Here is a 24,368-nt window from a genome sequence, read left to right as displayed (position 1 = left end):
CATGAACCCACCTCCCGTCGTCCTGATCACCGGTGCCGCCCACAGACTGGGGGCGCGCACCGCCGAAGTCATGCACAGCCGCGGCTGGAATGTGGTGATTCACTATCGTTCCCGCGAAGAACAGGCCGAAGCCCTCGCGAACCGGCTCAACAGTGAGCGCGGCAACTCTGCAACAACCGTACAGGCGGACCTGACCCGGCCAGAGGAAGTCACCCAACTTGCCCAACAAGCGATATCCGCCTGGGGCCGGTTGGACGGCCTGATCAACAACGCCTCGGTGTTCTACCCCAACCCCACTGAAGCTGCGACCCAGAATGACTGGCACGCCATCATGGGTGCCAACCTGCAGGCACCTTTCTTCCTCGGCCAGGCCTGTTTGCCAGCGCTGCGCGAGGCCTACGGCTCCATCGTTAATCTCATCGATATCTACAGCGAACAGCCTCTTGCCGACCACCCGTTGTATGGCAGCAGCAAAGCCGGTCTGGCCGCTCTTACCCGCTCGTGGGCCAAGGATCTGGCTCCGGATATCCGGGTGAACGGCGTCTCCCCCGGTGCCATCCTCTGGCCAGTAGGTGAAGGCAAATTGGATGAACAACACCAGCAGTCGATATTGTCCAAAACCCCGCTGGCCCGAACCGGTATCCCTGACGACATCGCAGACACCATTGCTTTCCTGATGTGCGACGCCCCCTTTATTACCGGGCAAATTATTGCTGTCGATGGTGGTCGTAGCCTGAACATGTAGAGGTTGGCCGCCCGGGCGGAGTTGGGGGTGCTGTCCAAAACACGCTGTAAATACATCCTTGTACGCTCCGCTCCGCCATCCATGGCTCCGCAGGGTTTTGGGCAGCACCCCCAACTCCGCCCTCACCGAGGCAGTGGCCTCTCACACTTTGATCGCTTTGGCCGCCTCGAAGCTTTCCGTTAGAATGGTTTTCAACATGTCCCTGAGAGCGCGGAACAATCGATGGATGCACCGTGCCACCAAAACCGGAGAGATTTTATGCGTGATGTCGTCATTGTTGCCGCCAAGCGGACTGCCGTTGGCAGTTTCGGCGGAGGGCTGTCCAGTCTGCGTGCCGACCAGCTCGGTTCGGCCGTGATCAGGGCCCTGCTGGAAGAAACCGGCGTGCCCGCCGATCAGATTAACGAAGTGGTCCTGGGCCAGGTACTCACCGCCGGCGTTGGCCAGAACCCGGCCCGCCAGGCTGCCATCAACGCCGGCGTACCGGCGTCAGTGCCCGCGATGACCATCAACAAGGTCTGTGGCTCCGGCCTCAAGGCCGTGCACATGGCGGTACAGGCCATCCGCACCGGCGATGCTGAACTGATGATCGCCGGTGGCCAGGAAAGCATGAGCCAGGCACCCCACGTGCTGCCAAACAGCCGCAACGGCCAGCGCATGGGCGACTGGAACATGGTCGACACCATGATCAAAGACGGCCTGTGGGACGCTTTCAACGATTACCACATGGGCGTCACCGCCGAGAACATTGTCGAGAAGTACGGCATCAGCCGGGAAGAACAGGATGAATTCGCCGCTGCGTCTCAGCAGAAGGCGGTAGCGGCCCAAAGCGCGGGCTACTTCGACGGTCAGATTGTGCCGGTCAGCATTCCGCAGCGCAAAGGCGACCCGCTGGTGGTCGACAAGGACGAGAACCCTCGTGACGGCGTCACCGCCGATGGCCTGGGCAAGCTGCGCCCGGCGTTCAGGAAAGACGGCACGGTGACCGCAGGCAACGCCTCTTCGCTGAATGACGGTGCGGCCGCGGTGATTGTCTGCAGTGCTGACAAAGCTAAAGAGCTGGGCCTGACACCGTTGGCCACCATCAGGGCCCACGCCAACGCCGGCGTTGATCCCACGATCATGGGCACCGGCCCGATACCGGCCAGTCAGCGCTGCCTGAAACTGGCCGGCTGGAGCGTGGACGATCTGGACCTGATCGAAGCCAATGAGGCGTTCGCGGCTCAGGCCATCTCGGTAAACCGGGATCTTGGCTGGGACACCAACAAGGTCAACGTGAACGGCGGTGCCATTGCCATGGGCCATCCTATTGGCGCGTCCGGCTGCCGCATCCTGGTAACACTGCTGCACGAGATGCAACGTCGCGATGCGAAAAAAGGCCTGGCGACCTTGTGCATTGGCGGTGGTATGGGCGTTGCCCTCGCGGTCGAGCGCTGATGGCATGCTGAATGTGGTGTTGTACGAGCCGGAGATTCCGCCCAATACCGGCAATATCATCCGGCTTTGCGCCAACACCGGTTGCCAGCTACATCTGATTGAACCGCTCGGGTTTACCCTGGAAGACAAACAGATGCGCCGAGCCGGGCTGGACTATAGCGAATACGCCAGGGTGCGCGTGCACAAGGATTACCAGGCGTTCCTCGAGCGCGAACAACCCGCCCGGCTGTTCGGGTTTACCACCAAGGGCAGCCGGCACTACCACACCGCTGAGTTTCAGGACGGCGACTACCTGATGTTCGGCCCCGAAACCCGGGGGTTGCCTGCCGAGGTGCGTGAATCACTGCCTGAGGAACATCGGCTGAGAGTTCCCATGCGCCCGGAAAGCCGCAGCCTGAACCTGTCCAATACCGCCGCTCTGGTGGTTTATGAAGCCTGGCGGCAACTGGATTTTGACGGCTCGGTATGAGCCCGGGCAATCACGTAGACACAAAAAAACCGGCATCAGCCGGTTTTTTATCTAAGCCGCTAACAAAAAGCAGCTTCAGTGCGTCTGCGGCTCTTCGTTCGCTTCACCCGCACCCTCTTCCTGCTTGCGCTTGAGTGCCTGAGCGTAGATGGCGTCGAAGTTCACCGGTGCCAACATCAGCGCCGGGAAGCTGCCTTTGTTCACGACACCGTCGATCGCTTCACGAGCGTAGGGGAACAGGATCGTCGGGCAGTAGGCACCCAGCATCTGACCCAGCTGCGGCCCTTCAATGCCCTGCAGCAGGAAAACACCGGCCTGCTGGATCTCGACGATGTAGGCTACTTTTTCGCCCATCTTTGCGGTCACGGTAAGAGACAACACCACTTCGTACTGGTTGTCGCTCACTTTGTTGTGAGAGGTGTTCAGGTCCAGATTCACCTGCGGCTTCCACTGCTCCTGGAACACCACCGGTGAATTCGGAGATTCGAAGGACAGATCTTTTACGTAAATACGCTGCAGCGCGAATTGCGGCTGGTTCTGGTTTTCGCTGCCTGCGGCGCCTTGCTCATTCTCAGCCATGTTCAATCCTTTTCGTATTATTAAACGTTTTACTTCTTGACCAGGGGAAGGTTACTGCCTTTCCAGTCCGCAATGCCACCATTGAGGCGGACTACGTTCTCATAACCTTCAGCTTTTAGCTGTTTGACCGCCATCGCGGAATGCTGGCCCATCTTGTCCGCCACAATAACCTGCTTATCCTTGAACTTTTTCAGCTCATTGGCGCGGCTCTTGATTGCATTGAGCGGAATATTCACCGAGCCAGAGATGCGGCCTTCGTTGAAGTCCTTGCGATCACGGATATCCACCACCACGGCTTCATCACGGTTGATCAGACTTACCGCACCCTGTGCTGAAATTTTCTGCCCGCCACGGCGGGACTCCAGCACCAGAATCGCCAGCAGGAACACAACAAACAGCGACACCAGAATGTAGTGGTTGACGGCAAATTCAATAAACCTGTCCATGAAAGCACCCAGTTAATTAGTTTGGCGGGATTATACACACCCTGCTCCGGTGACAGAAGGCAGACCTACGTGGCCTGACGGAATGAAAACGGTTAGAATCTGCACGTCTCTTTACAAACTTCAAAACCATACCGGATCAAGTGATGACTGCGACGCGCAAGCCGACTGCACTGATAATTCTGGACGGCTGGGGTCACCGTGACCCGGCTGACGACAATGCCATCAGCAACGCCAACACCCCGTTCTGGGACACGCTCTGGCAGCAACAGCCCAAAACCCTGATCAACACATCCGGTATGTTTGTGGGCTTGCCTCAGGGCCAGATGGGCAACTCTGAAGTGGGCCACATGAACCTCGGCGCGGGCCGCGTGGTCTATCAGAGCCTGACGCGAATCGACAAAGACGTCGAGGATGGCACGTTCGCGACCAACCCGACGCTCTGCGCCGCGATTGACAAGGCCGTCAGCAGTGGGCGTGCGGTGCACCTCATGGGGCTTTTGTCACCGGGCGGCGTTCACTGCCATGAGAACCACATTCTGGCGGCGGCCGAAATGGCGGCAAACCGGGGCGCAAAAGAAGTGTACATTCACGCCTTCCTGGATGGCCGCGACATGCCCCCCCGCAGCGCAAGGCCATCGCTGGAAAAGGCCGCTGCCAAACTGAAAAGCCTGGGCGTTGGCCGCATTGCATCCATTGTTGGCCGCTACTACGCCATGGACCGCGATAACCGCTGGGACCGGGTAAAAGCCGCCTACAACCTGATGACCCTGGGCGAAGCCGAATTCACCGCATCCGATCCTGTGTCCGCGCTGGAACAGGCCTACGAACGGGGCGATAACGACGAGTTCGTCAAAGCCACCCGCATTCACAGCGCGGGCGAGCCGGAAGGCACCATCAACGATGGCGACACGGTTCTGTTCATGAACTTCCGCGCCGATCGCGCCCGGGAAATCACCCGCACCTTTGTGGACAAAGGTTTCGACGGATTTGATCGCCGCAAACACCCCGAGCTGGCGGATTTTGTCATGCTCACCGAATACGCCGCGGACATCAAAACGGCCTGCGCCTACCCGCCAGAGCAACTGGCCAATGGCCTTGGGGAATACGTGTCCAACCTGGGAAAAACCCAGCTGCGCATCTCGGAAACCGAGAAATACGCCCACGTTACGTTCTTCTTTAACGGTGGCCTTGAAACCCCCTTTACCGGGGAAGACCGCATTCTGGTGCCCTCACCGAAAGTGGCCACCTACGATCTGCAGCCGGAAATGAGTGCACCGGAAGTGACCGACAAGCTTGTTGAAGCGATCAAGAGCGGCAAGTACGACTTGGTCATCTGCAATTACGCCAACGGCGACATGGTGGGTCACACCGGCAAACTTGATGCCGCCATCAAGGCCGCGGAATGCCTCGATGCCTGCGTTAAACGCGTGGTCGAAGCGCTGGACGAAGTGGGCGGCGAAGCGCTGATCACCGCTGATCATGGCAACTGCGAACAGATGACAGACCCCAATTCAGGCCAGGTCCACACGGCTCACACCATTGGCCCGGTACCGCTGGTCTATACCGGCCCTCGCCAGGTCAGCCTGAAAGACGACGGCAGCCTGAGCGATGTGGCACCCACACTGCTGGCCCTGATGGGCCTGGATCAACCAGCGGAAATGACCGGGCACAGCCTGGTAGATATCGATTGAGGAACCGATTGACACCCCGACTGCTGCTGGCAGTAGCGCTGCTGTGTGGTGCGCTGCCGGCACTGGCCCAAGAGGAGGTCACCCCCGGTCAGCTCGAGGCGCTGAAGGAACAGATCGCCGACATCGACCGCTGGCTGGATGACGCAGAGGAAGACCGTTCGTCTCTGGAGCAGCAACTGGCCGAAATAGAACAGGAAGTCGGCCGCCTGACCCGGGAACGCAGGGACCTGCGCCGCCAGGCTGAAGAGCAGCAACAACGGCTGAAAGCGCTGGAAAAGCAGGAAACCGACCTCACCCGTACCCTCGATAGCCAGCGTGAAAGCCTGAAAAAGCAGATCCGTGCCGCCTGGATGGAAGGCGACGCACCGGCCGTGAAAGTCCTGCTCAACGAGATTGATCCGGACAAGATTGCCCGCACTATGACCTATTATGAATACCTCAGCCGGGACACCGTCCGGCGGCTGGAGGTGTTCAATGACAACCTCCGCCAGCTGCGCGAAACCCGCCAGGACGTTCAGGCCACCCGGGTCCGCCTCGGCAAGCTCGAGCAGGATGTGGAAGAACGCCAGGATCAGCTGGCCGCCAGTCGCGAACAACGCAAACAGACTCTCGCCGCCCTGGATGCGGAAATATCGGATCGCAAAGGCGAACGGCAAGACCTCACGGCAGACCGGGAACGCCTGGAAAAGCTACTTCGGGAGGTGGAAGAAGCCATTGCCAGCATTCCCTCACCCAACGACTCAAAGCCGTTCAAATCCCTGCGCAACAAACTGCCCTGGCCCACGAGAGGCAAGGTATTCAGCAACTTTGGTGACGGCTACGCCGAGGGCAAAATGCGGCGCAACGGGCTGATGATGAACACCTCAGAGGAAGCCGACATCAAGGCGGTTCACTATGGCCGGGTGGTCTTCGCCAACTGGCTGAGGGGATTCGGCCTGATGACCATTGTCGACCACGGCGATGGCTACATGACGTTATACGGCCACAGCAGCAGCCTGTTCACCAGCCCTGGCGACTGGGTCGATGCCGGTGAAACCCTCGCAGCGGCGGGTCGCACGGGTGGCACCAGTGATCCGGCGCTGTATTTCGAGATACGCCACAATGGCAAACCGGTTAATCCCCGCTCGTGGCTTGGCAACTGAGCGCCGCCAGTAAGTGCGACATCGGCCTGCGGGGCGAAGGGCTGACAAACCCGGGCAGTAACGCCATACTGTCGAGACCGGCAGGAAACTGTTCAACCATCGGAATAAACACAGGATAAGTGAATGAGACGGGCCAGAAGTACACAACACGCCACAACCATCCGCGCACTGACTCTGCTCACCTGCTTTATTGCACTTCCCGGTCTTGTTCACGCCCAGGAAGCCGATGACAGAACCGGAGAACTCCTCGAAGGCGTTCAGAACGGGGAACGGGTAGAGATTCAGCTACCCGACCCGGAAGAACAGCTCCCGCTGGACGATCTACGCAAGTTCACGGAAGTGTTCAGCCGCATCAAAGACGCCTATGTCGAAGAGGTTGGTGACCGCGAACTGCTGGAAAGCGCGATCAAAGGCATGCTCTCCGAGCTCGACCCACACTCCACCTACCTGGCACCGAAAGATTACGAGCAACTGGAGGAAAGCACCTCTGGCGAGTTCGGTGGCCTTGGCATTGAAGTGGGCATGGAAGACGGCTTCATCAAAGTGATCGCGCCGATTGACGACACCCCGGCCCAGAAAGCCGGCGTTCAGTCCGGCGACCTGATCATCAAGCTTGGTGACCAGCCGGTCAAAGGCATGTCTCTTGAGGAAGCCGTCAAGCTCATGCGCGGCAAGCCTGGCACCATCCTGACCCTGACCATCATGCGTGAAGGCGAAAGCGCGCCCATCGAAATCGATGTGGAGCGTGACATCATCAAGGTCACCAGCATCAAATCCCGCCTGATCGATAACGGTTATGGCTACGTTCGCATCACCCAGTTCCAGGCCGATACCGGCACCCAGTTTGCCGATGCCCTCAACACGCTCGAAGAAAACTACGGCAAAGATCTGGATGGCCTGGTGATCGACCTGCGCAACAATCCCGGCGGCATTCTGCAGGCGGCGGTTGAATCCGCCGACGCCCTGCTGGATGAAGGCCTGATCGTTTACACCGAAGGCCGCATTCAGAGCTCCCGCCTGCGTTTCAATGCCAAGGCCGGCGACATCATGGAAGGCACCCCCATTGTGGTGCTGATCAACGGCGGCTCCGCCTCTGCCTCTGAAATCCTGGCCGGCGCGCTGCAGGACCATAAGCGCGCGGTGGTCATGGGCACCCAATCCTTCGGCAAAGGCAGCGTGCAAACCGTGATCCCGCTGGACGAGACCCACGCCATCAAAATGACCACGGCGCGTTACTACACGCCGGACGGCCGTTCGATCCAGGCGAAAGGGATTCGCCCGGACATCGAGGTGAAACCCGCCGAACTGCAGGAAGTGGACGGCCGCCCGTTCTTTACCGAAGCAGACCTGAGCGGCCATCTTGAAGGCCAGGACGAAGGCGAGAACAGTACGGAAGAAGAACGTCAGAACGCCTCAGCCGCAGAGCGCGACTATCAGCTTCGCTCCGCACTGAACCTGCTCAAGGGGCTGCGAATTCTGGATAAGCGTGACAACGGTTCCGACAAGGCCAGCGCAGATTAATGCCCTTGAAAACACTGCTTACCCTGGTTGCCACAGCGCTGGTGGCAACCTGCGCCAGCGCGGATGCCCCCGCCCACACTGATGCGGACGGGATGCCGCCAACCATTGCCATCATTATTGATGACATGGGCCATAACCTGGTTGAAGGAACCCGATTGGCCAACCTGGAGCAACCGGTCACCCTCGCCTTTTTGCCCTATCGACGGCATACCGTGCCACTGGCCAAGCTTGCACACCAAAATCACAAAGAAATCATGCTGCATGCCCCCATGGCCAACACCCGCAATTTCGGGTTGGGCCCTGGCGGGCTGACGCCGGACATGGGCTCCCAAAAGCTGAAAACCACGCTGCGCCGGGCCCTGCAGTCGATTCCCCATGTGCAAGGCGTCAACAACCATATGGGCAGCCTGCTGACCCAACAACTGCAGGCGATGGACTGGGTGATGTCTGAGCTGGACCGCTACCCGGTGTACTTTGTCGACAGCCGCACCATTGCATCGACCATTGCTGGTCAGGTGGCGGACGCCTACCGTATTCCCAACCTCACCCGGGATGTGTTTCTGGACCATGAGCAGACCGAGGAATACGTTGACCGGCAGTTCAAGTTGCTGATCAAGCGGGCAAAAGAGAACGGCAGTGCCGTGGGGATTGGCCACCCGCACAAAGTGACCGTGGACTATCTGGAGAAGCATCTTCCCATGCTGGATGAGGAAGGGATTGCCGTCGCCACGGTAAGTGGCTTGTGGGCGATGAGGAACAACAATCGACCGATGTTTGCCGAAGGGGAAAAGCAGGTCATCCAGCCGGCCTACGCCAAACACCGGTAACAGTGTCGGATTAATCCCGAACTTCAATGCCCTGCGCTTTCATAAACGCCTTGGCCTCGGGAATGGTGTGCTGACCGAAATGAAAAATAGACGCCGCCAGCACGGCATCCGCACCGCCCTGAGTAACCCCATCCGCCAGGTGCTGAAGCTCACCAACGCCGCCTGAAGCAATCACCGGCACGGAAACCGCATCACTGACCGCGCGGGTGAGGCCCAGGTCGAAACCAACCTTGGTGCCGTCCCGATCCATGCTGGTCAACAACAACTCGCCAGCACCCAGATCGGTCATCTTACGGGCCCACTCCACAGCATCCAGCCCCGTGGGCTTGCGGCCGCCGTGGGTGAAGATTTCCCAGCGCGGCGTTTCGCCTTCCGCCGATACCCGCTTGGCGTCGATGGCCACCACAATGCATTGGCGGCCAAAGCGTTCGGCGGCTTCCCGCACAAATTCCGGATTAAACACCGCCGCCGTATTGATGGAGACCTTGTCCGCACCGGCGTTCAGCAGTTTGCGAATATCTTCCACCGTGCGCACGCCACCGCCCACCGTCAGCGGGATAAACACCTGGCTGGCCATGCGTTCCACGGTTTCGTAGGTGGTATCACGGCTCTCGTGGCTGGCGGTGATGTCCAGGAAGGTAATCTCGTCCGCGCCCTGCTCGTTGTATTTGCGCGCCACTTCTACCGGGTCACCGGCGTCGCGGATATCGACAAAGTTGACGCCTTTCACTACACGGCCCTTGTCGACGTCCAGGCAGGGAATGATGCGCTTGGCCAGTGCCATAAACGTTGTCCTTATGCCTTGAGGCTGTCGCAGTAGGCCTGGGCCTCTGCCACGTCCAGCGTGCCTTCGTAGATAGCACGACCGGTGATCGCTCCGAGAATGCCCTTGTCGGCCACGGTGGCCAGACGCTTGAGGTCATCCATATTGGTCACACCGCCGGAGGCGATCACCGGAATGCCGCCCGCTTCCGCCAAAGCCGCAGTGGCTTCCACGTTGACGCCCTGCATCATGCCGTCACGGCTGATGTCGGTATAGACGATGGAATCCACGCCGTCGTTGGCAAAACGGATGGCCAGATCGGTGGCCATCACCTCTGACACTTCGGCCCAGCCATCGGTCGCCACGCGACCGTCTTTGGCATCCAGACCCACAATAATGTGGCCGGGAAACTTCTTGCACATCTCGGTAACGAACTCGGGCTCTTTGACAGCCTTGGTGCCAATAATCACCCACTGCACGCCGGCCTTGAGATAGGCCTCAATGGTTTCGGCAGAGCGAATGCCGCCGCCGATCTGAATCGGCAGGTCCGGGTATTTGCGGGCAATGGCCTGCACGATTTCGCCATTCACCGGCTCACCGGCAAAGGCACCGTTCAAGTCCACCAGGTGCAGGCGACGAGCGCCCGCCTCAACCCAGCGGGTGGCCATGTCGACGGGGTCGTCACCGAATACGGTGGAGTCATCCATGCGGCCCTGGCGCAGGCGAACGCATTTGCCGTCTTTCAGATCAATGGCGGGGATAATCAGCATGTTCCAGTCCAGTCAGTAAAATTCTTCAGTAACTGCAGCCCCGCCCGGGCACTTTTCTCCGGGTGGAACTGCGCTGCAAAGATGTTGTCGCGCGCGACTGCGGCGGCCAGATCAACGCCGTAATGACTGCGGCCAGCGATATCCGCATTGCCGTCGGCTTCCGCGTAGTAGCTGTGCACGAAGTAAAAGCGGTCACCGTCGGGAATCTTGTGCCATAAAGGGTGCTCGATGGTCCGGTACACCTGGTTCCAACCCATGTGCGGCACTTTCAATCGAGTGCCCTGGTGCTCGCCATTCTCCGTGAGGTTATCGCCGAAGTAGCGCACCTCCGAGGGAAACAGGCCGATGCCATCCACGCCGCCGTTTTCCTCACTGCGCGCCATCAAAGCCTGCATGCCCACGCAGATGCCCAGGAACGGGCGATCCTGCGAAACTTCGCGCACCAGGACGTCAACGCCCAGGCGGCGAATTTCGGCCATGCAGTCACGAATGGCACCGACGCCAGGCAGGATCACCCGGTCGGCTTCGCGGATTTTTTCGGCGTTGTCGGTGACCAGTACGGTGGTATCCGGGGCAACGTGCTCTACCGCTTTTTTGGCAGAATGCAGATTGCCCATGCCGTAGTCGATAATGGCAACGGTTTTCATGGTTGTTGCGGTGTCCTTGGGTGACCAGTTACTGCGAGTCTTTTTTTCAATGGCCCGTGTTACAGCGAGCCCTTGGTGGAGGGCGTAATCCCCGCCATGCGCTCGTCCATCTCGATAGCCATGCGCAGGGCGCGGCCGAAGGCCTTGAACACCGTTTCAATCTGGTGGTGGGTATTCTTACCCTTCAGGTTATCGATGTGCAGGGTCACCATGGAGTGATTCACGAAACCGTGGAAGAACTCCTCAAACAGGTCCACATCGAAACCGCCAACCGCGCCTCGAGTGTAAGGTACGTCCATCATCAGGCCAGGGCGGCCAGACAGGTCGATCACGACGCGGGAGAGCGCTTCGTCCAGCGGCACGTAGGCATGGCCGTAGCGACGAATGCCTTTCTTGTCGCCCACCGCCTGCCGGAAGGCCTGGCCCAGGGTAATGCCAATGTCTTCCACGGTGTGGTGATCGTCGATGTGCAAATCGCCCTTGGAAACGATGTTCAGATCCACCAGCCCATGACGGGCAATCTGGTCCATCATGTGTTCCAGAAAAGGCACACCGGTGTCGAAGGTGGACTGCCCGGTGCCGTCGAGATTGATCTCAGCGGTGATCTGCGTTTCGAGGGTATTTCTTTCTACCCGAGCCTTGCGTTCGGCCATGGGGACTCCAAGTCATGAATGGCAATATGCCGGAAACTGATTGTTCGCGGATTATACCTTTTCTGAATCCCGGAGTCCCACAATGGCCTTTATGGCATTGATAGCCGCTCTCAGAACGCCTTTTTCAGGTTGTTCATGTAGGTGTCCACCAGGCTGTTGAACTCGTGCTTGATCACCGGACTAATAGCCAGTTTCAGCAGACTGGGCAGTGGTACCGTCAGCTCGGCGCTGGTCTGGAATTTCACCGCGGTGGCGTTATCGCCTTTGGCTTTCACAGTCCAGGACCCGCGCACTACGCCATTGCCCTCACCCTTGACCGGCTCCCAGGTAATCCGGCCATTGTCTTTATCCGCCGCGTATTTGCAGGCATAAACGGATTGGATAGCGTGTTTGTCCACACCCACTTTTTCCATTTCCCAGCGGTACGCGTTGTCGCCCAGGTCCACCAGTTTTTCCACCTTCGGGAAATGGCTTGCAGAACGGGGGACATCGGCCAACAGATCGAACACTTCATCGTAACCCCCCGGTATGTCCAGTTCCCGGTTCAGTTCGATCGATACGGTGATAGCCACGGCCAGCTCCTATTTATCGTTGTAGGTTTTATCGTTGCGGGTTTGTCTCGAAGACAGCGTAAAAAATCAGAGTGCCCATTTTGTCCTATCACTAACGTATTGTCATACATCACTGCTTTTATTTTGTTAACCCTGCGTTATCCTTAGAGCAGTTTTATGTTCCGGTACCCGAACGCATAAAAATGGCAACAAATGAAGGAAGCCTGAGTTATGAAAGCTGTTCGATATATTGTCTTCGCCGTGGTTGGGCTGGTGGTTCTGGCTATTGCTGCCGTGGCCATCGCGGTTCTCGTTATCGACCCCAACACCTACAAGCCACAGATTGAGAAGGCAGCAGAAGACGCCACCAATCTCGATCTGATTCTGGAAGGCGATATTGGCTGGTCTTTCATTCCTCTCGGGCTTGAGCTCAACGACGTCGAGGCCACCCTGGAAGGTGAGCGCTTTGTGCGACTTGATCAGCTTGTGGCTCAGGTCGACTTCTGGTCACTCATCGCCATGGCCCCGCGAGTGAACACCTTCCTGCTCGACGGGCTCGACGCCCGCCTGAACGTCGACAAAGACGGCAGCGGCAACTGGACACGCATTATGCCGGAAGGCGACGAAGCGGCGAATGATGAAACCGCCGCCGACGAACAGCCAACAGAGCAGGCCGCCGATGAAGAGGGCACAGCAGATCGTGAGCCGCTGAATTTCAACGTCGAGAACGTGCAGATCAGCAACGCCCAGATTCACTACAACGATGAAAGCACCGGCCAGTCTGTCATCCTGGAAGACTTCACCGTTAACGCCTCCGAGATTACCCTCGGTAGCAGCTTCCCGCTGGACATCAGCTTCCACTTCGAGACCAACCAGCCGAAATTCGCCGTGGACGGCGGCATCAGCGCCCGCCTCGCGGCCAATGAAGCGCTCAACGAATTCGGTATTTCAGACCTGGAAGCCACCTTCGACATGAACGGCGAGCCGTTCGGTGGCAAGTCGGTGACAGCGACACTGGCCGGCGCTATCGAAGCCAATATCCAGAACGAGACCGCGACCATCAACGGCCTCACTGCCAGCCTCGCCAACCTGACACTGAACACCGACCTGTCAGTCACCGGCTTCGGTGACAGCCCGCAGCTCGACGGCAAGGTCAGCATCGACGAGTTCTCTCTCAAGAGCCTGCTCGACGCACTGGGCCAACCGGCCATCGAAACCGAAGACCCGGACGTGCTGGAAGCGGTTGCCTTTTCCACCAGCATCGGCGGCCCCGCCGGCACCGTGGAGTTGAGCGACCTGTCAATCAGCCTTGACGACACCACCTTCACCGGCGGTGGCAGCTACACCCTGAGCAACAGCGCAACCGCCCTCAACCTGCAGGGCGATTCAATCAACGCCGACCGCTACCTGCCACCCGCTGCCGAGGAAGGCGAAACCACGCCCGAAGCCGCTTCAGACACCTCGGGTGACCAGGAACAGGTCAGCGCCCAACCGGCCGCTGAGGAAACCGATCTGCTGCCACTGGAAACCCTGCGCTCGCTGTTGCTGGACATCGACCTTGGCCTGGGTGAACTGATCATCAGCAATCTCAACATTGCTGAGATCAAGTCATCCATCACCGCGAACGACGGCGTGCTGGAAGTGGACGAGTTCAGCGGCAAGCTTTACTACGGCGACTTCGACGCCAATGTCACCCTGGATGCCCGCACCGACAACCCAAAATGGGCGATTGGCTCCAAGGTCACCGGTGTGCAAACGCTGCCCCTGCTCACCGATCTGGCGGAGGTCGATATGATCTCTGGCGCAGCCAACCTCAACCTCGATGTCAAAACCACCGGGAACCGCATGACGGCGCTGCGGGAGAACGCCAACGGCGAAATCAGCTTCAACCTCGCCGAGGGTGAGTTCCGCCAGATGAACCTGACCCGACTCGCCTGTCAGGGCATTGCGCTGGCCAACCAGGAAACTCTCGGGTCCAGCGACTGGGGCAGCACCACGCCCTTTAACGACATGCGAGGCACCCTGAAAATCGACGGCAACACCCTCAACAATACCGACCTGGTCGCCGCCCTGGCCGGCATGCGCCTGGAAGGCGATGGCACCATCGATCTCGAAAAAACCGAACTGGACTACGAAATTGGTTTGAGAGTGGTAGGCGAGCTCCACCGCGACGAAGCCTGCCGGGTCACCGAATACGTGGAAAATGTGGTCATTCCCGTTGAGTGCCGTGGCAACTTCTCCGAAGACCCCGCCGGCCTGTGCTCCTTCGACGGCTCGCGCTTCAGCGACACCCTGAAAGACATTGCCTCCAACGCGGCGCGGGCGAAAGTCAAAGAAGAAACCGACCGTGCCAAGGCCAAGGCTGAAGAAAAAGCGCGGGAAAAAATCGACGAAAAACTGGGTGAAGAAGGCGACAAAATCAAAGACGCCGTCAAAGGCCTGTTTAATCGATGAGCAACGGTTTCGCCCGGGATCTGCTCGCATGGTATGACCAGCATGGCAGGCACGACCTGCCCTGGCACCACAACCGCAACGCCTACCGGGTGTGGGTGTCGGAAATCATGCTGCAGCAGACCCAGGTGACCACCGTTATCCCCTACTTCGAGGCATTCATGCGGCGTTTTCCGGACGTCGCCGCGCTTGCCGCCGCGCCCGAAGACGACGTGCTCAGCCACTGGTCAGGCCTGGGCTATTACGCTCGCGCCCGCAACCTGCAAAAGGCCGCACGCGCCGTTGTTAATGACTTCGGCGGCGAGTTTCCGGATGATCAGGAACAACTGGAATCGCTGACCGGCATCGGCCGCTCCACCGCCGCCGCCATCCTCGCCCAGGCCTTTGGCAAGCGGGCAGCCATTCTCGACGGCAACGTAAAACGGGTGCTTGCCCGCTATCACGCCGTGCCGGGCTGGCCGGGCCAGACCAGCGTTCTGAAAACCCTGTGGCACCACGCCGAGCAGCACACACCCCACGAGCGTGTTCGCGACTATACCCAGGCGATCATGGACCTCGGTGCCATGGTCTGCACCCGCTCCCGCCCAGCGTGCGAGCAATGCCCCCTGCAACGCGACTGCACCGCCTATGCCAACAACGAGATGAAGCTGAACCCCGGTTCAAAGCCCAAAAAGGCCAAGCCGGAGAAAACCACCTGGATGCTCATACTCGAAGATGGCGAAGGCCGCATCATGCTGGAAAGGCGACCACCCAGCGGTATCTGGGGCGGTCTGTGGAGCCTTCCGGAACTGGACCCGGCCCTCACCCCGGAGGAACTTTCTGACGCCTGCGAACAGGCGTTTGGCTTCAACTGCAGCGACGCCGAACTGATCAGCGGCTTTCGCCACACCTTCAGCCACTACCACCTGCACATCCAGCCCGCCCGGCTGTCCGTCACCCTCAACGATGGCATTGCCGACCGGGACGACCAACGCTGGCTACACCGGGACGAAGCCCTCACCCTCGGGCTACCGGCCCCCATCCGCAGCCTGCTGACCAACCCCGAACAATCCACCCTGCTTTGACGCAGAGGGTGACGGGCCAGCCCCTGCGCACTTCTGTTATCATTCACGCAGACCAAACATCGACACAGGAGCCGACATGAGTCGCACCATATTCTGTCGCAAATACCAGGAAGAACTGGAAGGGCTGGATTTCCCCCCCATGCCCGGCCAGAAAGGCCAAAACATCTGGGAATCCGTCTCAAAGAAAGCCTGGGAAGAATGGCAGCACCAGCAGACCATGCTGATCAACGAAAATCACCTGAGCCTGATGGACCCGAACACCCGTAAATACCTGCAGGCGCAGATGGAACGCTTCTTCGACAATGAACCCTTCGACAAAGCCGAAGGCTACGTACCGCCGGAAAAATAAACCTTATTGATCAAAGGCTGAGCAACCCCGAAAAGATCCGGAAATTTTTACCCCTCAGCCTTGACTCAAAACAGCGAAACCGGTTTAATAGCGCCCCGTTGCACAGCAGTAGCGCAACACGCCCGGATAGCTCAGTCGGTAGAGCAGGGGATTGAAAATCCCCGTGTCGGTGGTTCGATTCCGCCTCCGGGCACCATTTCTTGCCCTCCAAGAAATGTGTAAGGCACTATTTTAGAACGACTAGTTCGCAGTTTAACCAATCTTAAAGCAACTTACCCTTCGATACGTAATCCATTGATTCTCTTAAATCGGGAAAAACTGGTAAAAAATCACGACACAGCCTCCTTACTCCTGAGTTTCTGTGGCTGCCCCATTGAGATGGAAGCAGACATTCACCGTAAGACTCAAAATATTTGATCATTTCCTGCTAAATCCTCCGTTATCTTTCGCCACGTGCACCGGCTAGTTTTGAGGACCACTAACAGGCATTGGTCATATTTTCTGGCCAACCGTTTTCCCTTACCAAACAACGAAGGTCACTCCATGAAACTGCAAACCATTATCTGCAGCACACGCCCCGGCCGGATCGGCCCTTCCATTGCAAGTTGGTTCGATACGCTGGCCAATGATCAGGGTGCAATCACCAGCGAACTGATCGATCTTGCGGACTTCAATCTGCCGATTTACAACGAGGCCAACCATCCTCGCATGCAGAAGTATGATCATGACCACACCAAAGCCTGGTCTGCGAGTGTCAGCAAAGCAGATGCTTATGTGTTCGTTATTCCGGAGTACAATTTCTGCCCGCCGCCTTCATTCATGAATGCGCTGAATTACCTTTACAACGAGTGGAACTACAAGCCTTGCGGCTTTGTAAGCTACGGGGGTGTTTCCGGCGGCCTGCGCTCGGCCCAGGTCGCCAAGCAGCTGGTTACCACTTTAAAAATGATGCCGATGGTGGAGGGCGTCATGGTGCAGATGCCCTGGGACAGCTTGGACGAACAGCGCCAGTTCCTCCCGACAGAGCAACACAAAGGTTCCGCGAACGCCATGCTGACGGAAATGGCGAGATGGGCACAGGCGTTGAAGCCACTGCGCGAATCCGATTCGCAATAATTAACCGACCCGGTTAGCTTGCCGGAGGGCAAGCTACTGGCTATCGCCAGTAAAACATGCCTGATTTTTTCCCAAGAATTGTTGCCGATATATGACTGTCGCTTGGCTTGCCCGCAAGCCCATAACAGACATGTAAGGGCAGCAAATGTTCTTCCCGGGGATGACAGAACCGGGCGTGGGGCGCTTGCTCCCAGTCAGCCAGGCGCTGGGCTCGCTCGGATTCCGACAAGATCGAATCGGTACAGGTCTGTTCCAGCCAATCCTCAAACGCCTCATTGCGAGCCTGAATCTCTGGCGTATTCGCTGAGAAAAATGCCCGCATGTTGTGGAACGAGAAGCCAGAGCCGATCACCAGCAGGTTATCGTAGTCCAGTGCCCGCAACGCCCGGCCGACGGCCAGATGCGTGCCGGCATCCAGACTCTCCACGAGGGAAAGCTGAATACACGGAATATCCGCCTCCGGGTACATCAGTTTGAGCGGCACAAACAGGCCATGATCAAAGCCTCTCTGGTCGTCAAGCCGCGCCGTGATTCCGGCCTGGTCCAGCGCCTGATATACCTGACGCGCCAACTCCGGTTCCCCCGGACAGGGATACTCGATCTTGTAGGCCTCCGGTGGGAAGCCCGAGTAATCATAGATCAACGGAGGCTTGGCACCGGAGGTGATCGTTGGCACTGACGCCTCCCAGTGCGCGCTGATAACCAGTATCGCGGAGGGTTTGCGCAGCGCTCCGGCAAGCTCCGTTAGCCGGTCCACCATTTCACGGTGCCCCGGATCTCCCAAAAGCGGCATTGGCCCGCCGCCATGGGAAATGAATACAACATCGGTTGCTGTGTTCATAAGCCGTCCCCTCACCTTCACCTATATCAGCTACTAAGCTTTGTTCAAAACGCCGTTTCCAGCTTGGCTCAAACCTTTTTGAGCAACACACTATCCAGCGCAAACCGACCACTGCCCTGAATCGCCAGCGCCAGACTGACCACGAACAGAGTCAGGGCATACTCGTAACCGTTGTTGGACATGAACAGACCGTTGCCGATGTGAACCGAAAATATGGCCACCAGCATGGTAAAGGCCGCAATCAGGGCCGCAGGTCGGGTTAACAGACCAAATACCAGTGCCAGACCACCAAAGAACTCGGCACCGCCAGCCAGCAACGCCATCAGGTAGCCCGGCTCCAGGCCAATGCTCGCCAGCCAATTCGCCGTGCCTTCCAGGCCGTAGCCACCGAACCAGCCAAAGAGTTTCTGAGCACCGTGGGCGGCCAGAATCAATCCGACGGGCACCCGAAGAACCAGTGCGGCAAAGCCACCGCTGGATTGGAACAATACCTGTCTCATTTGAGCGTTCATGATAGTTACCTCGAATCTTGCTGATTTGGATTTACCCCGACGCTATCGCCTCAGGTGATGTATCCACTGTACTATCACCGAATCTATAGACTAAGATGGTCATTGTTGTTTTGTTATCAACATTACATTGATAATGAAAGCCAGCTACAGGATTTACCAATGGACCGCATCGATGCCATGCGCGCCTTCGTGACGGTGGTTAACGAAGGTACCTTCACGCGCGCCGCTAACCGGCTGGGCTTGTCGCCTCAGCTCGTCAGCAAATACGTTTCCCAACTGGAACAACATCTGGCCGTGCGCCTGCTCAACCGCACCACTCGCAGGATCCACCTGACAGAAGCGGGCACCCGCTATTACCAGCGTGCCCAACAGGTGCTCAGCGACATCGACGACATGGAAAATCAACTCGACGATCTGCAAGCCCAGGCTCAGGGTCTGCTGCGAATAAGCGCCCCCGTCTCTTTTGCCATTCGGCACATGGCACCCCTGCTGAGCGAATTCCAGAAAGCCCATCCAGCCGTAAGCATCGACCTGCAGTTGAACGACCGAAAGGTCGACATTGTCGAGGAAGGGTTCGATATCGCGCTAAGGATCGGTCATCTGAAAAGCTCCTCGCTGATCGCCAAACGACTCGCTCCGGTACGGCTGGTTCTGTGCGCGTCGCCGGCCTACTTGAAACAACACGGCACTCCCGAACGCCCGGAAGATCTCAGCAACCACGACTATCTGCGTTACAGCTACATGGATATGAACGCAGGCCATGGGTTACAGAAATGGCTGCAAGGCAGTGGTCGCAACCACCCCAGGGAGATGGTCAGCAACAACGGCGATGTGCTGATAGAGGCCGCCATCGCCGGAGCCGGAATCGCCCTGCAGCCCACCTTCATTACGGGCGCGGCGATCAGGGAGGGAAAATTGCAGGTGATCCTGCCTGAGCACGAACCAGAGCCCATGGCACTCTATGCGGTTTATGCCCACAGACAGCTGCTGGCCAGCAAGGTCCGGCGCTTTATCGACTTTATCGACGGCTTTTTTGGGGACCCGCCATACTGGGACCGATTTGAATGACAGGCATTAAGGGAAACCATTCACCGCTTAGGCCTTGCCTGTCGACGCGATATCCCGATTTAAGCGTTCTGCAGCAACAACGCATTCATTGTCGCAGTATACGGCGCTTTAATCCCCAGATGCTCACAACGCCGCAGCACCGCTCCGGCAATGCCATCCAGCTCCAGAGGCCGCCCCTTCTCTTTGTCCACCAACATCGACGTCTTGATGGCATTGAAGCTGCTAATCAACTCGAACATCTCGTCCAGGTCTTTCCTGGTAAGGTTTACGCCATCTGCCTTTGAGGCGGCGACGGTCTCGGCCATCGCCCCGTAGACAATTTTGCTGAACTCCGGGTGATGGGTAAGACTTCGGGTATCCAGACCGGTGAGTGCGGAAAGCGGGTTGACGCCGTTATTAATGACCAGCTTGCGCCAGAGTTCGTAGCGGATATTATCCGAAATCTGGGTGGGTATAGCGGCATCGTTGAAAGTGGCGGCGAGCATGTCCACTGTCAGGATGAGGCCATCCGAACCGCCATTGGTTCGGGGCCATACACCCATGACGATTTCTGCAACACCTTCGGCTTCGATAACACCCGGGCTGACAATATGGCCGCCGATACGCACGGCCAATCCGCCGATGACTCTGTCAGCGCCAACGGCTTCAGCCAGGAGTGGTTCATTGTCGACACCGTTTTGCAGGGAAAGCACCGGGGAACGCCCCCGCCTTAACCAGACACCCAGTTCGTTCAACACCGAGGCCGTCGCCGTCGCCTTGAGGGCGATAACAATAACGTCAAAATCATCCGGTTTGTGGCTGGCAACCAGTTGTTGGTGATCGAGCACCTCTGGCTGATGAACCAGTTCCCGGTCATGATAATGAACCTTCAGGCCGTTTTCCTTGATGGCCTGAAGGTGTGCGCCGCGCGCAGTCAGTACCACCTGATGCCCGGCGTCCAGCAGCTTCGCGGCGTAATATCCGCCGATACCACCGGCGCCAACCATTAACAGTCTAAGCATTTACGGAACCCTTGGTGTTTTCCGCAGTTTATTGCATCCAGCCAAAACCGGCGAGGGATTCGCTGTTCTCATTCAGTGAAAACCCGAACAGGCGCTGGGGTGCTTTCATACCTCCCAGGCTGAAGGCTGTGTTGAGCACGCAGAGCGTTGGATCGGCAACGGGGCTGGCATTGCCGGCAGCTACGCGGTCACCGATAAGGGCTGATTTCGACATGACGCTCACCCATCGTTGCTCATCTTCCCACTGGCGGATCAGGTTGCGAGTGTAGCTGTCATGGGGCCGGTGATAGTTGGTGTCATTGCCATCAGTGTCCAGCCGGTCAAGGCAGATCAGCAATACTCCCTGCTCCCGTAATGCTTCAAGGCAATGGCCGATATTCCGATAGTGCTCGCTGGTCATACCGGTATTGAGTCGCAACTCAATCACCTCTTCGGGTATCAGCTGCATCATGCTCTCTGCCAGAAGTTTCAGCCCGTCAGCCCGTGAACTATTAATCGATACATCAAATCCGCGTGCCTTCATTTCGGATTGTAAATGCCTGGCCAGGGCACCCTTACCACACTGGTGAATAATGTCCGGCTGAGCGAAACCCTTCTCCGAAGTAATAAATGCCACGCTTTTCACAACAAGGTCTGGCTTTATAAGACGACGCAGACTGGCCTGCCCCTTGGGACCGGTCAGTGCCTCACTTTCACAAGACAGGTACAGCACAGGCAGTTTGGTCATGGGTTCCTCGGCAATCCTCAATGGTTTGGAGTCCGCTAGGGCCTGACTTTACTGGCTGGTTCTCCGGCGATACCGAAATGGTTCTTGGGCATTTCAGTAATAATGACCCTTACACGCTCGATTGGCGCGTCAATCGATCGGGACATCGCTTCAGAAACCTCACGGATAAGGCGCTCTTTCTGCTCATCCGTGCGACCTTCAAGAATATATAACTGTGCTATTGGCATGATGATCCCTTAAGCATATTCAACAAGAATGTTTCTCACTCGTTCCGGGCTTGCGGACATAAAAGCCGGATGCACAACCATGCGTTTAATCCATTGGCGAATGCGGGGGAAATCCGAGGGAACTTCCACGCCATAAGTTAAAGCCAACGCAAACCTCGGGAACAGAGCACATTCGGCAAGTGTTGGCTGGCCTCCCGCCAGGAAAGGCCCATTGTCCAGTGCCTTCTCTATTGTTGGCAGCCCCTGCAGGAAGCCGCGAACACCTTCGCGAATCCTTTCCTGATCCCATTCGTCCTCTGGTTTATCACGTTTCTCAAAGACCACCTCCCGCATGCTACGCCCGAGAACGTTATCGCCGTAGGCCATCCAGCTTCGTGCCTCCGCCCTCTGGCGGGGACTATCTGGCAACAAGGCCATGCCGGTCTCGGCCAGGTACTCCAGAATGGGTCCCGAATCCGTCAGCACCAGGTCACCATCAATCAACACTGGTACCGAGCGATGGGGTGAAAGCCTCTGCCATTCGGCAAGCACCTCTGGCTCTGATCTGTCCAGGCTCTCAACCTCCCGGCTCTGCAGCGCAGCGGCAATACGGACTCGCCAGCAAAACGGGCATTCTGGCTTATCGATCAATCGCAATGCGCTCATCACTGTTCCGCTCCAAGTGCCTGCAGGTGCTCTTCCACGAAGTCGAGCCTGTCCTGCCCCCAGAAAATCTGATCGCCAATGACGAACGTGGGAACGCCCAAAGCACCCTTCTCCTGAGCTTCCTGCCAGTTTCGGTCAAGCTGAGCCTGGAGTTCAGTATCTTCAATCGCTATGGCAAAGGCCTTCCCGTCCAGCCCAACGCTTTCAGCAATCGAGATCAGAACCTCCGTGTCACCTATGTCCTGACCATCCGCCCACTCGGCACGCATCATTGCCACCAGGTAAGGCTTGAGTAAACCCTCCTTCTCGGCCAACAAAGAGCCGGCACCTGCTCGGGTAGGATCCGTGGTTTTCGGTGGTGGCGTCAGCGGCATACCAAACCGGCGCGCCCATCGTGCTACGTCCTGGCGGGCAATGGGCATCTTGACCTTCGCCCGGTCTGGATCAGAGCGGCCATGCCAGCCTCCCAGCGGCCTCCAGATAATGTTGACATTATACTTGTCAAACACCTCAAACATGCGCTCGCTGGCCAGATAGCAGTAGGGGCTGCGAAAGTTGAAATACAGATGCAGATCGATGGCATCACTCATATGTTTTGTCCTCCGATGGCGATTTTTTTGTTTGAGGGTTATCTGAACCTTCCGGTGACAATTCCCACTTCAAAGCCGCTCGACAACTCCCGAAGCGGCGCTGCCAGCAGCCGAGATTTTGTCATGATGGAGCCTGAGCCAGATTGATGTGAACGGCTGCCGCTTGAGCACATTGGATATCCTGGTCCTCGCTGCCACCAGAAACACCAATTCCACCGACCAACACCTCGTCCCAATACAGGGGGACACCGCCACCGATCACGGTAAACCCGTCACAATTTGACAATCCGCTCAGCACCCTGGGTTCTGCCGAATCCAGCATGCTCTCAAGCTGAACACTCGCGACCCCCATGCCTGCCGACGTGCAGGCCTTTTTCTGGGCAAGCTCAGAGGAAACCAGAAAAGAGCCGGTCATTCTGATAAAAGCCAATAAGCGGCCAGATTGATCGACAACAGCCACGGCTGCTTTGATCTCCAGCTCTTCGGCTTTTTTTATCCCAGCCTGGAGCAGTTTCATAGCTGCCGTTTCGGTCAACGTAAATCCTGGTTGAACAGATGCGTTGCGTTCAATGTCAGGCATTTCTGGTACACCTCTATCTCACTGGAATGCAAAATCAATGGGCGACCTTCCACGATATTGATCTGTGCAGTAGGCATAGCGCCTACTTGTTAAACAAATCGTCCAGAAACGGTCCCTAGCCCCTGGTAACGCACGGTGATGTTGTCACCCGGCTCCACGGTAATGGCGGCGGTAATGCCACCGGTCATGATGAAGGTGCCCGCCGGGATGTGTTCGCCCCGTTCGGCCAGCAGGTTGGCCAGCATAGCCACACTGGAAGCCGGATGGCCCAGCACTGCGGCTCCAGCGCCTACGTCCACCACTTCGCCGTTTTTCTCAACCACCACACCGAGGGTTTTCAGGTCGACATCGGCGACGTCCGCCATCTGGCCACCGGTGATGAAACGGGTGGATGAGGCGTTGTCAGCCACCACGCTTACCAGGTCGAACTTGAAGTTCTCGTAGCGGGAGTCAATAATTTCCACGGCGGGAATGACGAAGTCGGTTGCCGCCAGCACCTGACCGATATGACAGCCCGGGCCCTTGAGAGGTGCCTTAGTGACAAAGGCAATTTCGGCCTCGATTTTCGGATGGATCAACTCTTTGGTGTTCACCACGCCACCATCGGGCACGCTGAAGTAATCAGCGAGGAAACCGTAGATCGGCGTTTCCACACCCATTTGGGCCATTTTGGCCCAGGATGTCAGGCCCATCTTCATGCCGACGATCTTGTTGCCACGCTCTTCCTTGCGGCGGCGGATTTCCCACTGCACGTCGTAGGCGTCTTCGAAGGTCATGTCCGGGTAGTCGTTGGTGACCTTGGTGATGTCGTGGGCCTGCAGTTCGGCGTTTTCCACGTGCTCGGCCAGGGCCAGCATCTGTTCGTTGGTCAGGGTCTTACTCATGCGTTTTGCTCCTCTTGTGCCGCCAGCAGATCCAGCGCCACATCCACGATCATGTCTTCCTGGCCACCCACC

The 24,368-nt window shown here is 57.8% G+C and carries 28 protein-coding genes and 1 tRNA gene; 13 read left to right on the top strand and 16 right to left on the bottom strand.

Annotation, left to right across the window (positions count from 1 at the left end; all coding sequences use genetic code 11):
- Position 1 precedes the first annotated feature (1 nt).
- The 3 genes from WD429_RS01440 (at position 2) to trmL (ending at position 2,651) form a co-directional block, all read left to right on the top strand.
- Entirely contained in the window at positions 2–745 is a 744-nt protein-coding gene (locus tag WD429_RS01440; RefSeq protein ID WP_368420391.1) for a pteridine reductase, read from the top strand.
- Positions 746–1,003: 258 nt separating this feature from the next.
- On the top strand, positions 1,004–2,182 hold the full coding sequence (locus tag WD429_RS01435) for an acetyl-CoA C-acetyltransferase (RefSeq protein WP_368420390.1): 1,179 nt from the start codon (positions 1,004–1,006) through the stop codon (positions 2,180–2,182).
- Positions 2,183–2,186: 4 nt separating this feature from the next.
- Positions 2,187–2,651, top strand: a complete 465-nt coding sequence (gene trmL, locus WD429_RS01430; RefSeq protein ID WP_368420389.1) for a tRNA (uridine(34)/cytosine(34)/5-carboxymethylaminomethyluridine(34)-2'-O)-methyltransferase TrmL — start codon at positions 2,187–2,189, stop codon at positions 2,649–2,651.
- A 75-nt stretch (positions 2,652–2,726) separates the two neighbouring features.
- Here trmL and secB read toward each other — a convergent pair whose 3' ends face one another.
- A complete protein-coding gene (secB, locus tag WD429_RS01425; RefSeq protein ID WP_368420388.1) occupies positions 2,727–3,230 on the bottom strand; it encodes a protein-export chaperone SecB in 504 nt (167 codons plus the stop codon).
- 29 nt (positions 3,231–3,259) lie between these two features.
- The gene (locus WD429_RS01420) at positions 3,260–3,676 is read right to left on the bottom strand and encodes a rhodanese-like domain-containing protein (protein WP_368420387.1); all 417 of its coding nucleotides are present in this window, start codon (positions 3,674–3,676) and stop codon (positions 3,260–3,262) included.
- 143 nt (positions 3,677–3,819) lie between these two features.
- On the opposite strand from WD429_RS01420, the gene gpmM reads away from it, so the two are divergent.
- From gpmM to WD429_RS01400, 4 genes are all read left to right on the top strand, one after another.
- Positions 3,820–5,367 (top strand): 2,3-bisphosphoglycerate-independent phosphoglycerate mutase, encoded by a 1,548-nt coding sequence (gene gpmM / locus WD429_RS01415; protein WP_368420386.1) that lies wholly within the window; start codon positions 3,820–3,822, stop codon positions 5,365–5,367.
- Positions 5,368–5,375: 8 nt separating this feature from the next.
- Entirely contained in the window at positions 5,376–6,509 is a 1,134-nt protein-coding gene (locus WD429_RS01410) for a murein hydrolase activator EnvC (RefSeq protein ID WP_368420385.1), read from the top strand.
- A 123-nt stretch (positions 6,510–6,632) separates the two neighbouring features.
- Positions 6,633–8,030: a S41 family peptidase gene (locus WD429_RS01405; RefSeq protein ID WP_368420384.1), complete on the top strand. Its 1,398-nt coding sequence runs from the start codon at positions 6,633–6,635 to the stop codon at positions 8,028–8,030.
- Positions 8,030–8,857 carry a divergent polysaccharide deacetylase family protein gene (locus WD429_RS01400; RefSeq protein ID WP_368420383.1) on the top strand — a complete coding sequence of 276 codons (828 nt, stop codon included), beginning with the start codon at positions 8,030–8,032 and terminating at the stop codon, positions 8,855–8,857. Before WD429_RS01405 ends, WD429_RS01400 begins: the two co-directional genes overlap by 1 nt.
- Positions 8,858–8,867: 10 nt before the next feature.
- On the opposite strand, the gene hisF is transcribed toward WD429_RS01400, so the two are convergent.
- The 5 genes from hisF to WD429_RS01375 all read right to left on the bottom strand — a co-directional run bounded on the left by hisF (position 8,868) and on the right by WD429_RS01375 (position 12,262).
- Positions 8,868–9,641, bottom strand: a complete 774-nt coding sequence (hisF, locus tag WD429_RS01395; protein ID WP_368420382.1) for an imidazole glycerol phosphate synthase subunit HisF — start codon at positions 9,639–9,641, stop codon at positions 8,868–8,870.
- 11 nt (positions 9,642–9,652) lie between these two features.
- On the bottom strand, positions 9,653–10,390 hold the full coding sequence (gene hisA, locus WD429_RS01390; protein ID WP_368420381.1) for a 1-(5-phosphoribosyl)-5-[(5-phosphoribosylamino)methylideneamino]imidazole-4-carboxamide isomerase: 738 nt from the start codon (positions 10,388–10,390) through the stop codon (positions 9,653–9,655).
- Positions 10,384–11,037, bottom strand: coding sequence for an imidazole glycerol phosphate synthase subunit HisH (hisH, locus tag WD429_RS01385; RefSeq protein WP_368420380.1), 654 nt, complete (start codon positions 11,035–11,037; stop codon positions 10,384–10,386). Before hisH ends, hisA begins: the two co-directional genes overlap by 7 nt.
- A gap of 59 nt (positions 11,038–11,096) precedes the next feature.
- On the bottom strand, positions 11,097–11,690 hold the full coding sequence (gene hisB / locus WD429_RS01380; RefSeq protein WP_368420379.1) for an imidazoleglycerol-phosphate dehydratase HisB: 594 nt from the start codon (positions 11,688–11,690) through the stop codon (positions 11,097–11,099).
- A 110-nt stretch (positions 11,691–11,800) separates the two neighbouring features.
- Positions 11,801–12,262, bottom strand: a complete 462-nt coding sequence (locus WD429_RS01375) for an SRPBCC family protein (RefSeq protein WP_368420378.1) — start codon at positions 12,260–12,262, stop codon at positions 11,801–11,803.
- A gap of 210 nt (positions 12,263–12,472) precedes the next feature.
- Between WD429_RS01375 and WD429_RS01370 the strand changes: the two genes are divergently transcribed.
- The 5 genes from WD429_RS01370 to WD429_RS01350 all read left to right on the top strand — a co-directional run bounded on the left by WD429_RS01370 (position 12,473) and on the right by WD429_RS01350 (position 17,221).
- On the top strand, positions 12,473–14,695 hold the full coding sequence (locus tag WD429_RS01370) for an AsmA family protein (RefSeq protein WP_368420377.1): 2,223 nt from the start codon (positions 12,473–12,475) through the stop codon (positions 14,693–14,695).
- Entirely contained in the window at positions 14,692–15,756 is a 1,065-nt protein-coding gene (mutY, locus tag WD429_RS01365) for an A/G-specific adenine glycosylase (protein ID WP_368420376.1), read from the top strand. The genes WD429_RS01370 and mutY overlap by 4 nt, the downstream gene beginning before the upstream one ends.
- 76 nt (positions 15,757–15,832) lie before the next feature.
- Positions 15,833–16,105 (top strand): oxidative damage protection protein, encoded by a 273-nt coding sequence (locus WD429_RS01360; protein ID WP_368420375.1) that lies wholly within the window; start codon positions 15,833–15,835, stop codon positions 16,103–16,105.
- A gap of 120 nt (positions 16,106–16,225) precedes the next feature.
- Positions 16,226–16,301 (top strand) — tRNA-Phe (locus WD429_RS01355).
- 347 nt (positions 16,302–16,648) lie between these two features.
- Positions 16,649–17,221 carry an NADPH-dependent FMN reductase gene (locus tag WD429_RS01350; protein WP_368420374.1) on the top strand — a complete coding sequence of 191 codons (573 nt, stop codon included), beginning with the start codon at positions 16,649–16,651 and terminating at the stop codon, positions 17,219–17,221.
- A gap of 40 nt (positions 17,222–17,261) precedes the next feature.
- On the opposite strand, the gene WD429_RS01345 is transcribed toward WD429_RS01350, so the two are convergent.
- The gene (locus WD429_RS01345; RefSeq protein WP_368420373.1) at positions 17,262–18,062 is read right to left on the bottom strand and encodes a class III extradiol ring-cleavage dioxygenase; all 801 of its coding nucleotides are present in this window, start codon (positions 18,060–18,062) and stop codon (positions 17,262–17,264) included.
- Between the two features lie 68 nt (positions 18,063–18,130).
- On the bottom strand, positions 18,131–18,574 hold the full coding sequence (locus WD429_RS01340; protein ID WP_368420372.1) for a DoxX family protein: 444 nt from the start codon (positions 18,572–18,574) through the stop codon (positions 18,131–18,133).
- A gap of 159 nt (positions 18,575–18,733) precedes the next feature.
- Here WD429_RS01340 and WD429_RS01335 point away from each other — a divergent pair, with 159 nt between their 5' ends.
- The gene (locus WD429_RS01335; protein ID WP_368420371.1) at positions 18,734–19,642 is read left to right on the top strand and encodes a LysR family transcriptional regulator; all 909 of its coding nucleotides are present in this window, start codon (positions 18,734–18,736) and stop codon (positions 19,640–19,642) included.
- 59 nt (positions 19,643–19,701) lie between these two features.
- Here the strand turns inward: WD429_RS01335 and WD429_RS01330 are convergent, their stop codons facing one another.
- The 7 genes from WD429_RS01330 to dmpH form a co-directional block, all read right to left on the bottom strand.
- Positions 19,702–20,643: a ketopantoate reductase family protein gene (locus tag WD429_RS01330; RefSeq protein WP_368420370.1), complete on the bottom strand. Its 942-nt coding sequence runs from the start codon at positions 20,641–20,643 to the stop codon at positions 19,702–19,704.
- A gap of 28 nt (positions 20,644–20,671) precedes the next feature.
- Complete coding sequence (locus tag WD429_RS01325) at positions 20,672–21,370, bottom strand: hypothetical protein (RefSeq protein ID WP_368420369.1); 699 nt, start codon at positions 21,368–21,370, stop codon at positions 20,672–20,674.
- Positions 21,371–21,405: 35 nt separating this feature from the next.
- Positions 21,406–21,597, bottom strand: coding sequence for a 2-hydroxymuconate tautomerase (locus WD429_RS01320; RefSeq protein ID WP_368420368.1), 192 nt, complete (start codon positions 21,595–21,597; stop codon positions 21,406–21,408).
- 9 nt (positions 21,598–21,606) lie between these two features.
- Entirely contained in the window at positions 21,607–22,242 is a 636-nt protein-coding gene (locus WD429_RS01315) for a glutathione S-transferase family protein (protein ID WP_368420367.1), read from the bottom strand.
- The gene (locus WD429_RS01310; protein ID WP_368420366.1) at positions 22,242–22,832 is read right to left on the bottom strand and encodes a 2-hydroxychromene-2-carboxylate isomerase; all 591 of its coding nucleotides are present in this window, start codon (positions 22,830–22,832) and stop codon (positions 22,242–22,244) included. Before WD429_RS01310 ends, WD429_RS01315 begins: the two co-directional genes overlap by 1 nt.
- A gap of 121 nt (positions 22,833–22,953) precedes the next feature.
- On the bottom strand, positions 22,954–23,412 hold the full coding sequence (locus WD429_RS01305) for a heme-binding protein (protein ID WP_368420365.1): 459 nt from the start codon (positions 23,410–23,412) through the stop codon (positions 22,954–22,956).
- Between the two features lie 89 nt (positions 23,413–23,501).
- A complete protein-coding gene (dmpH, locus tag WD429_RS01300; protein ID WP_368420364.1) occupies positions 23,502–24,296 on the bottom strand; it encodes a 2-oxo-3-hexenedioate decarboxylase in 795 nt (264 codons plus the stop codon).
- Between the last annotated feature and the right edge of the window lie 72 nt (positions 24,297–24,368).

The sequence above is a fragment of the Marinobacter sp. genome, assembly GCF_040904845.1.
Lineage (GTDB): Bacteria > Pseudomonadota > Gammaproteobacteria > Pseudomonadales > Oleiphilaceae > Marinobacter.
This window is presented reverse-complemented; position numbering and strand designations above follow the sequence as displayed.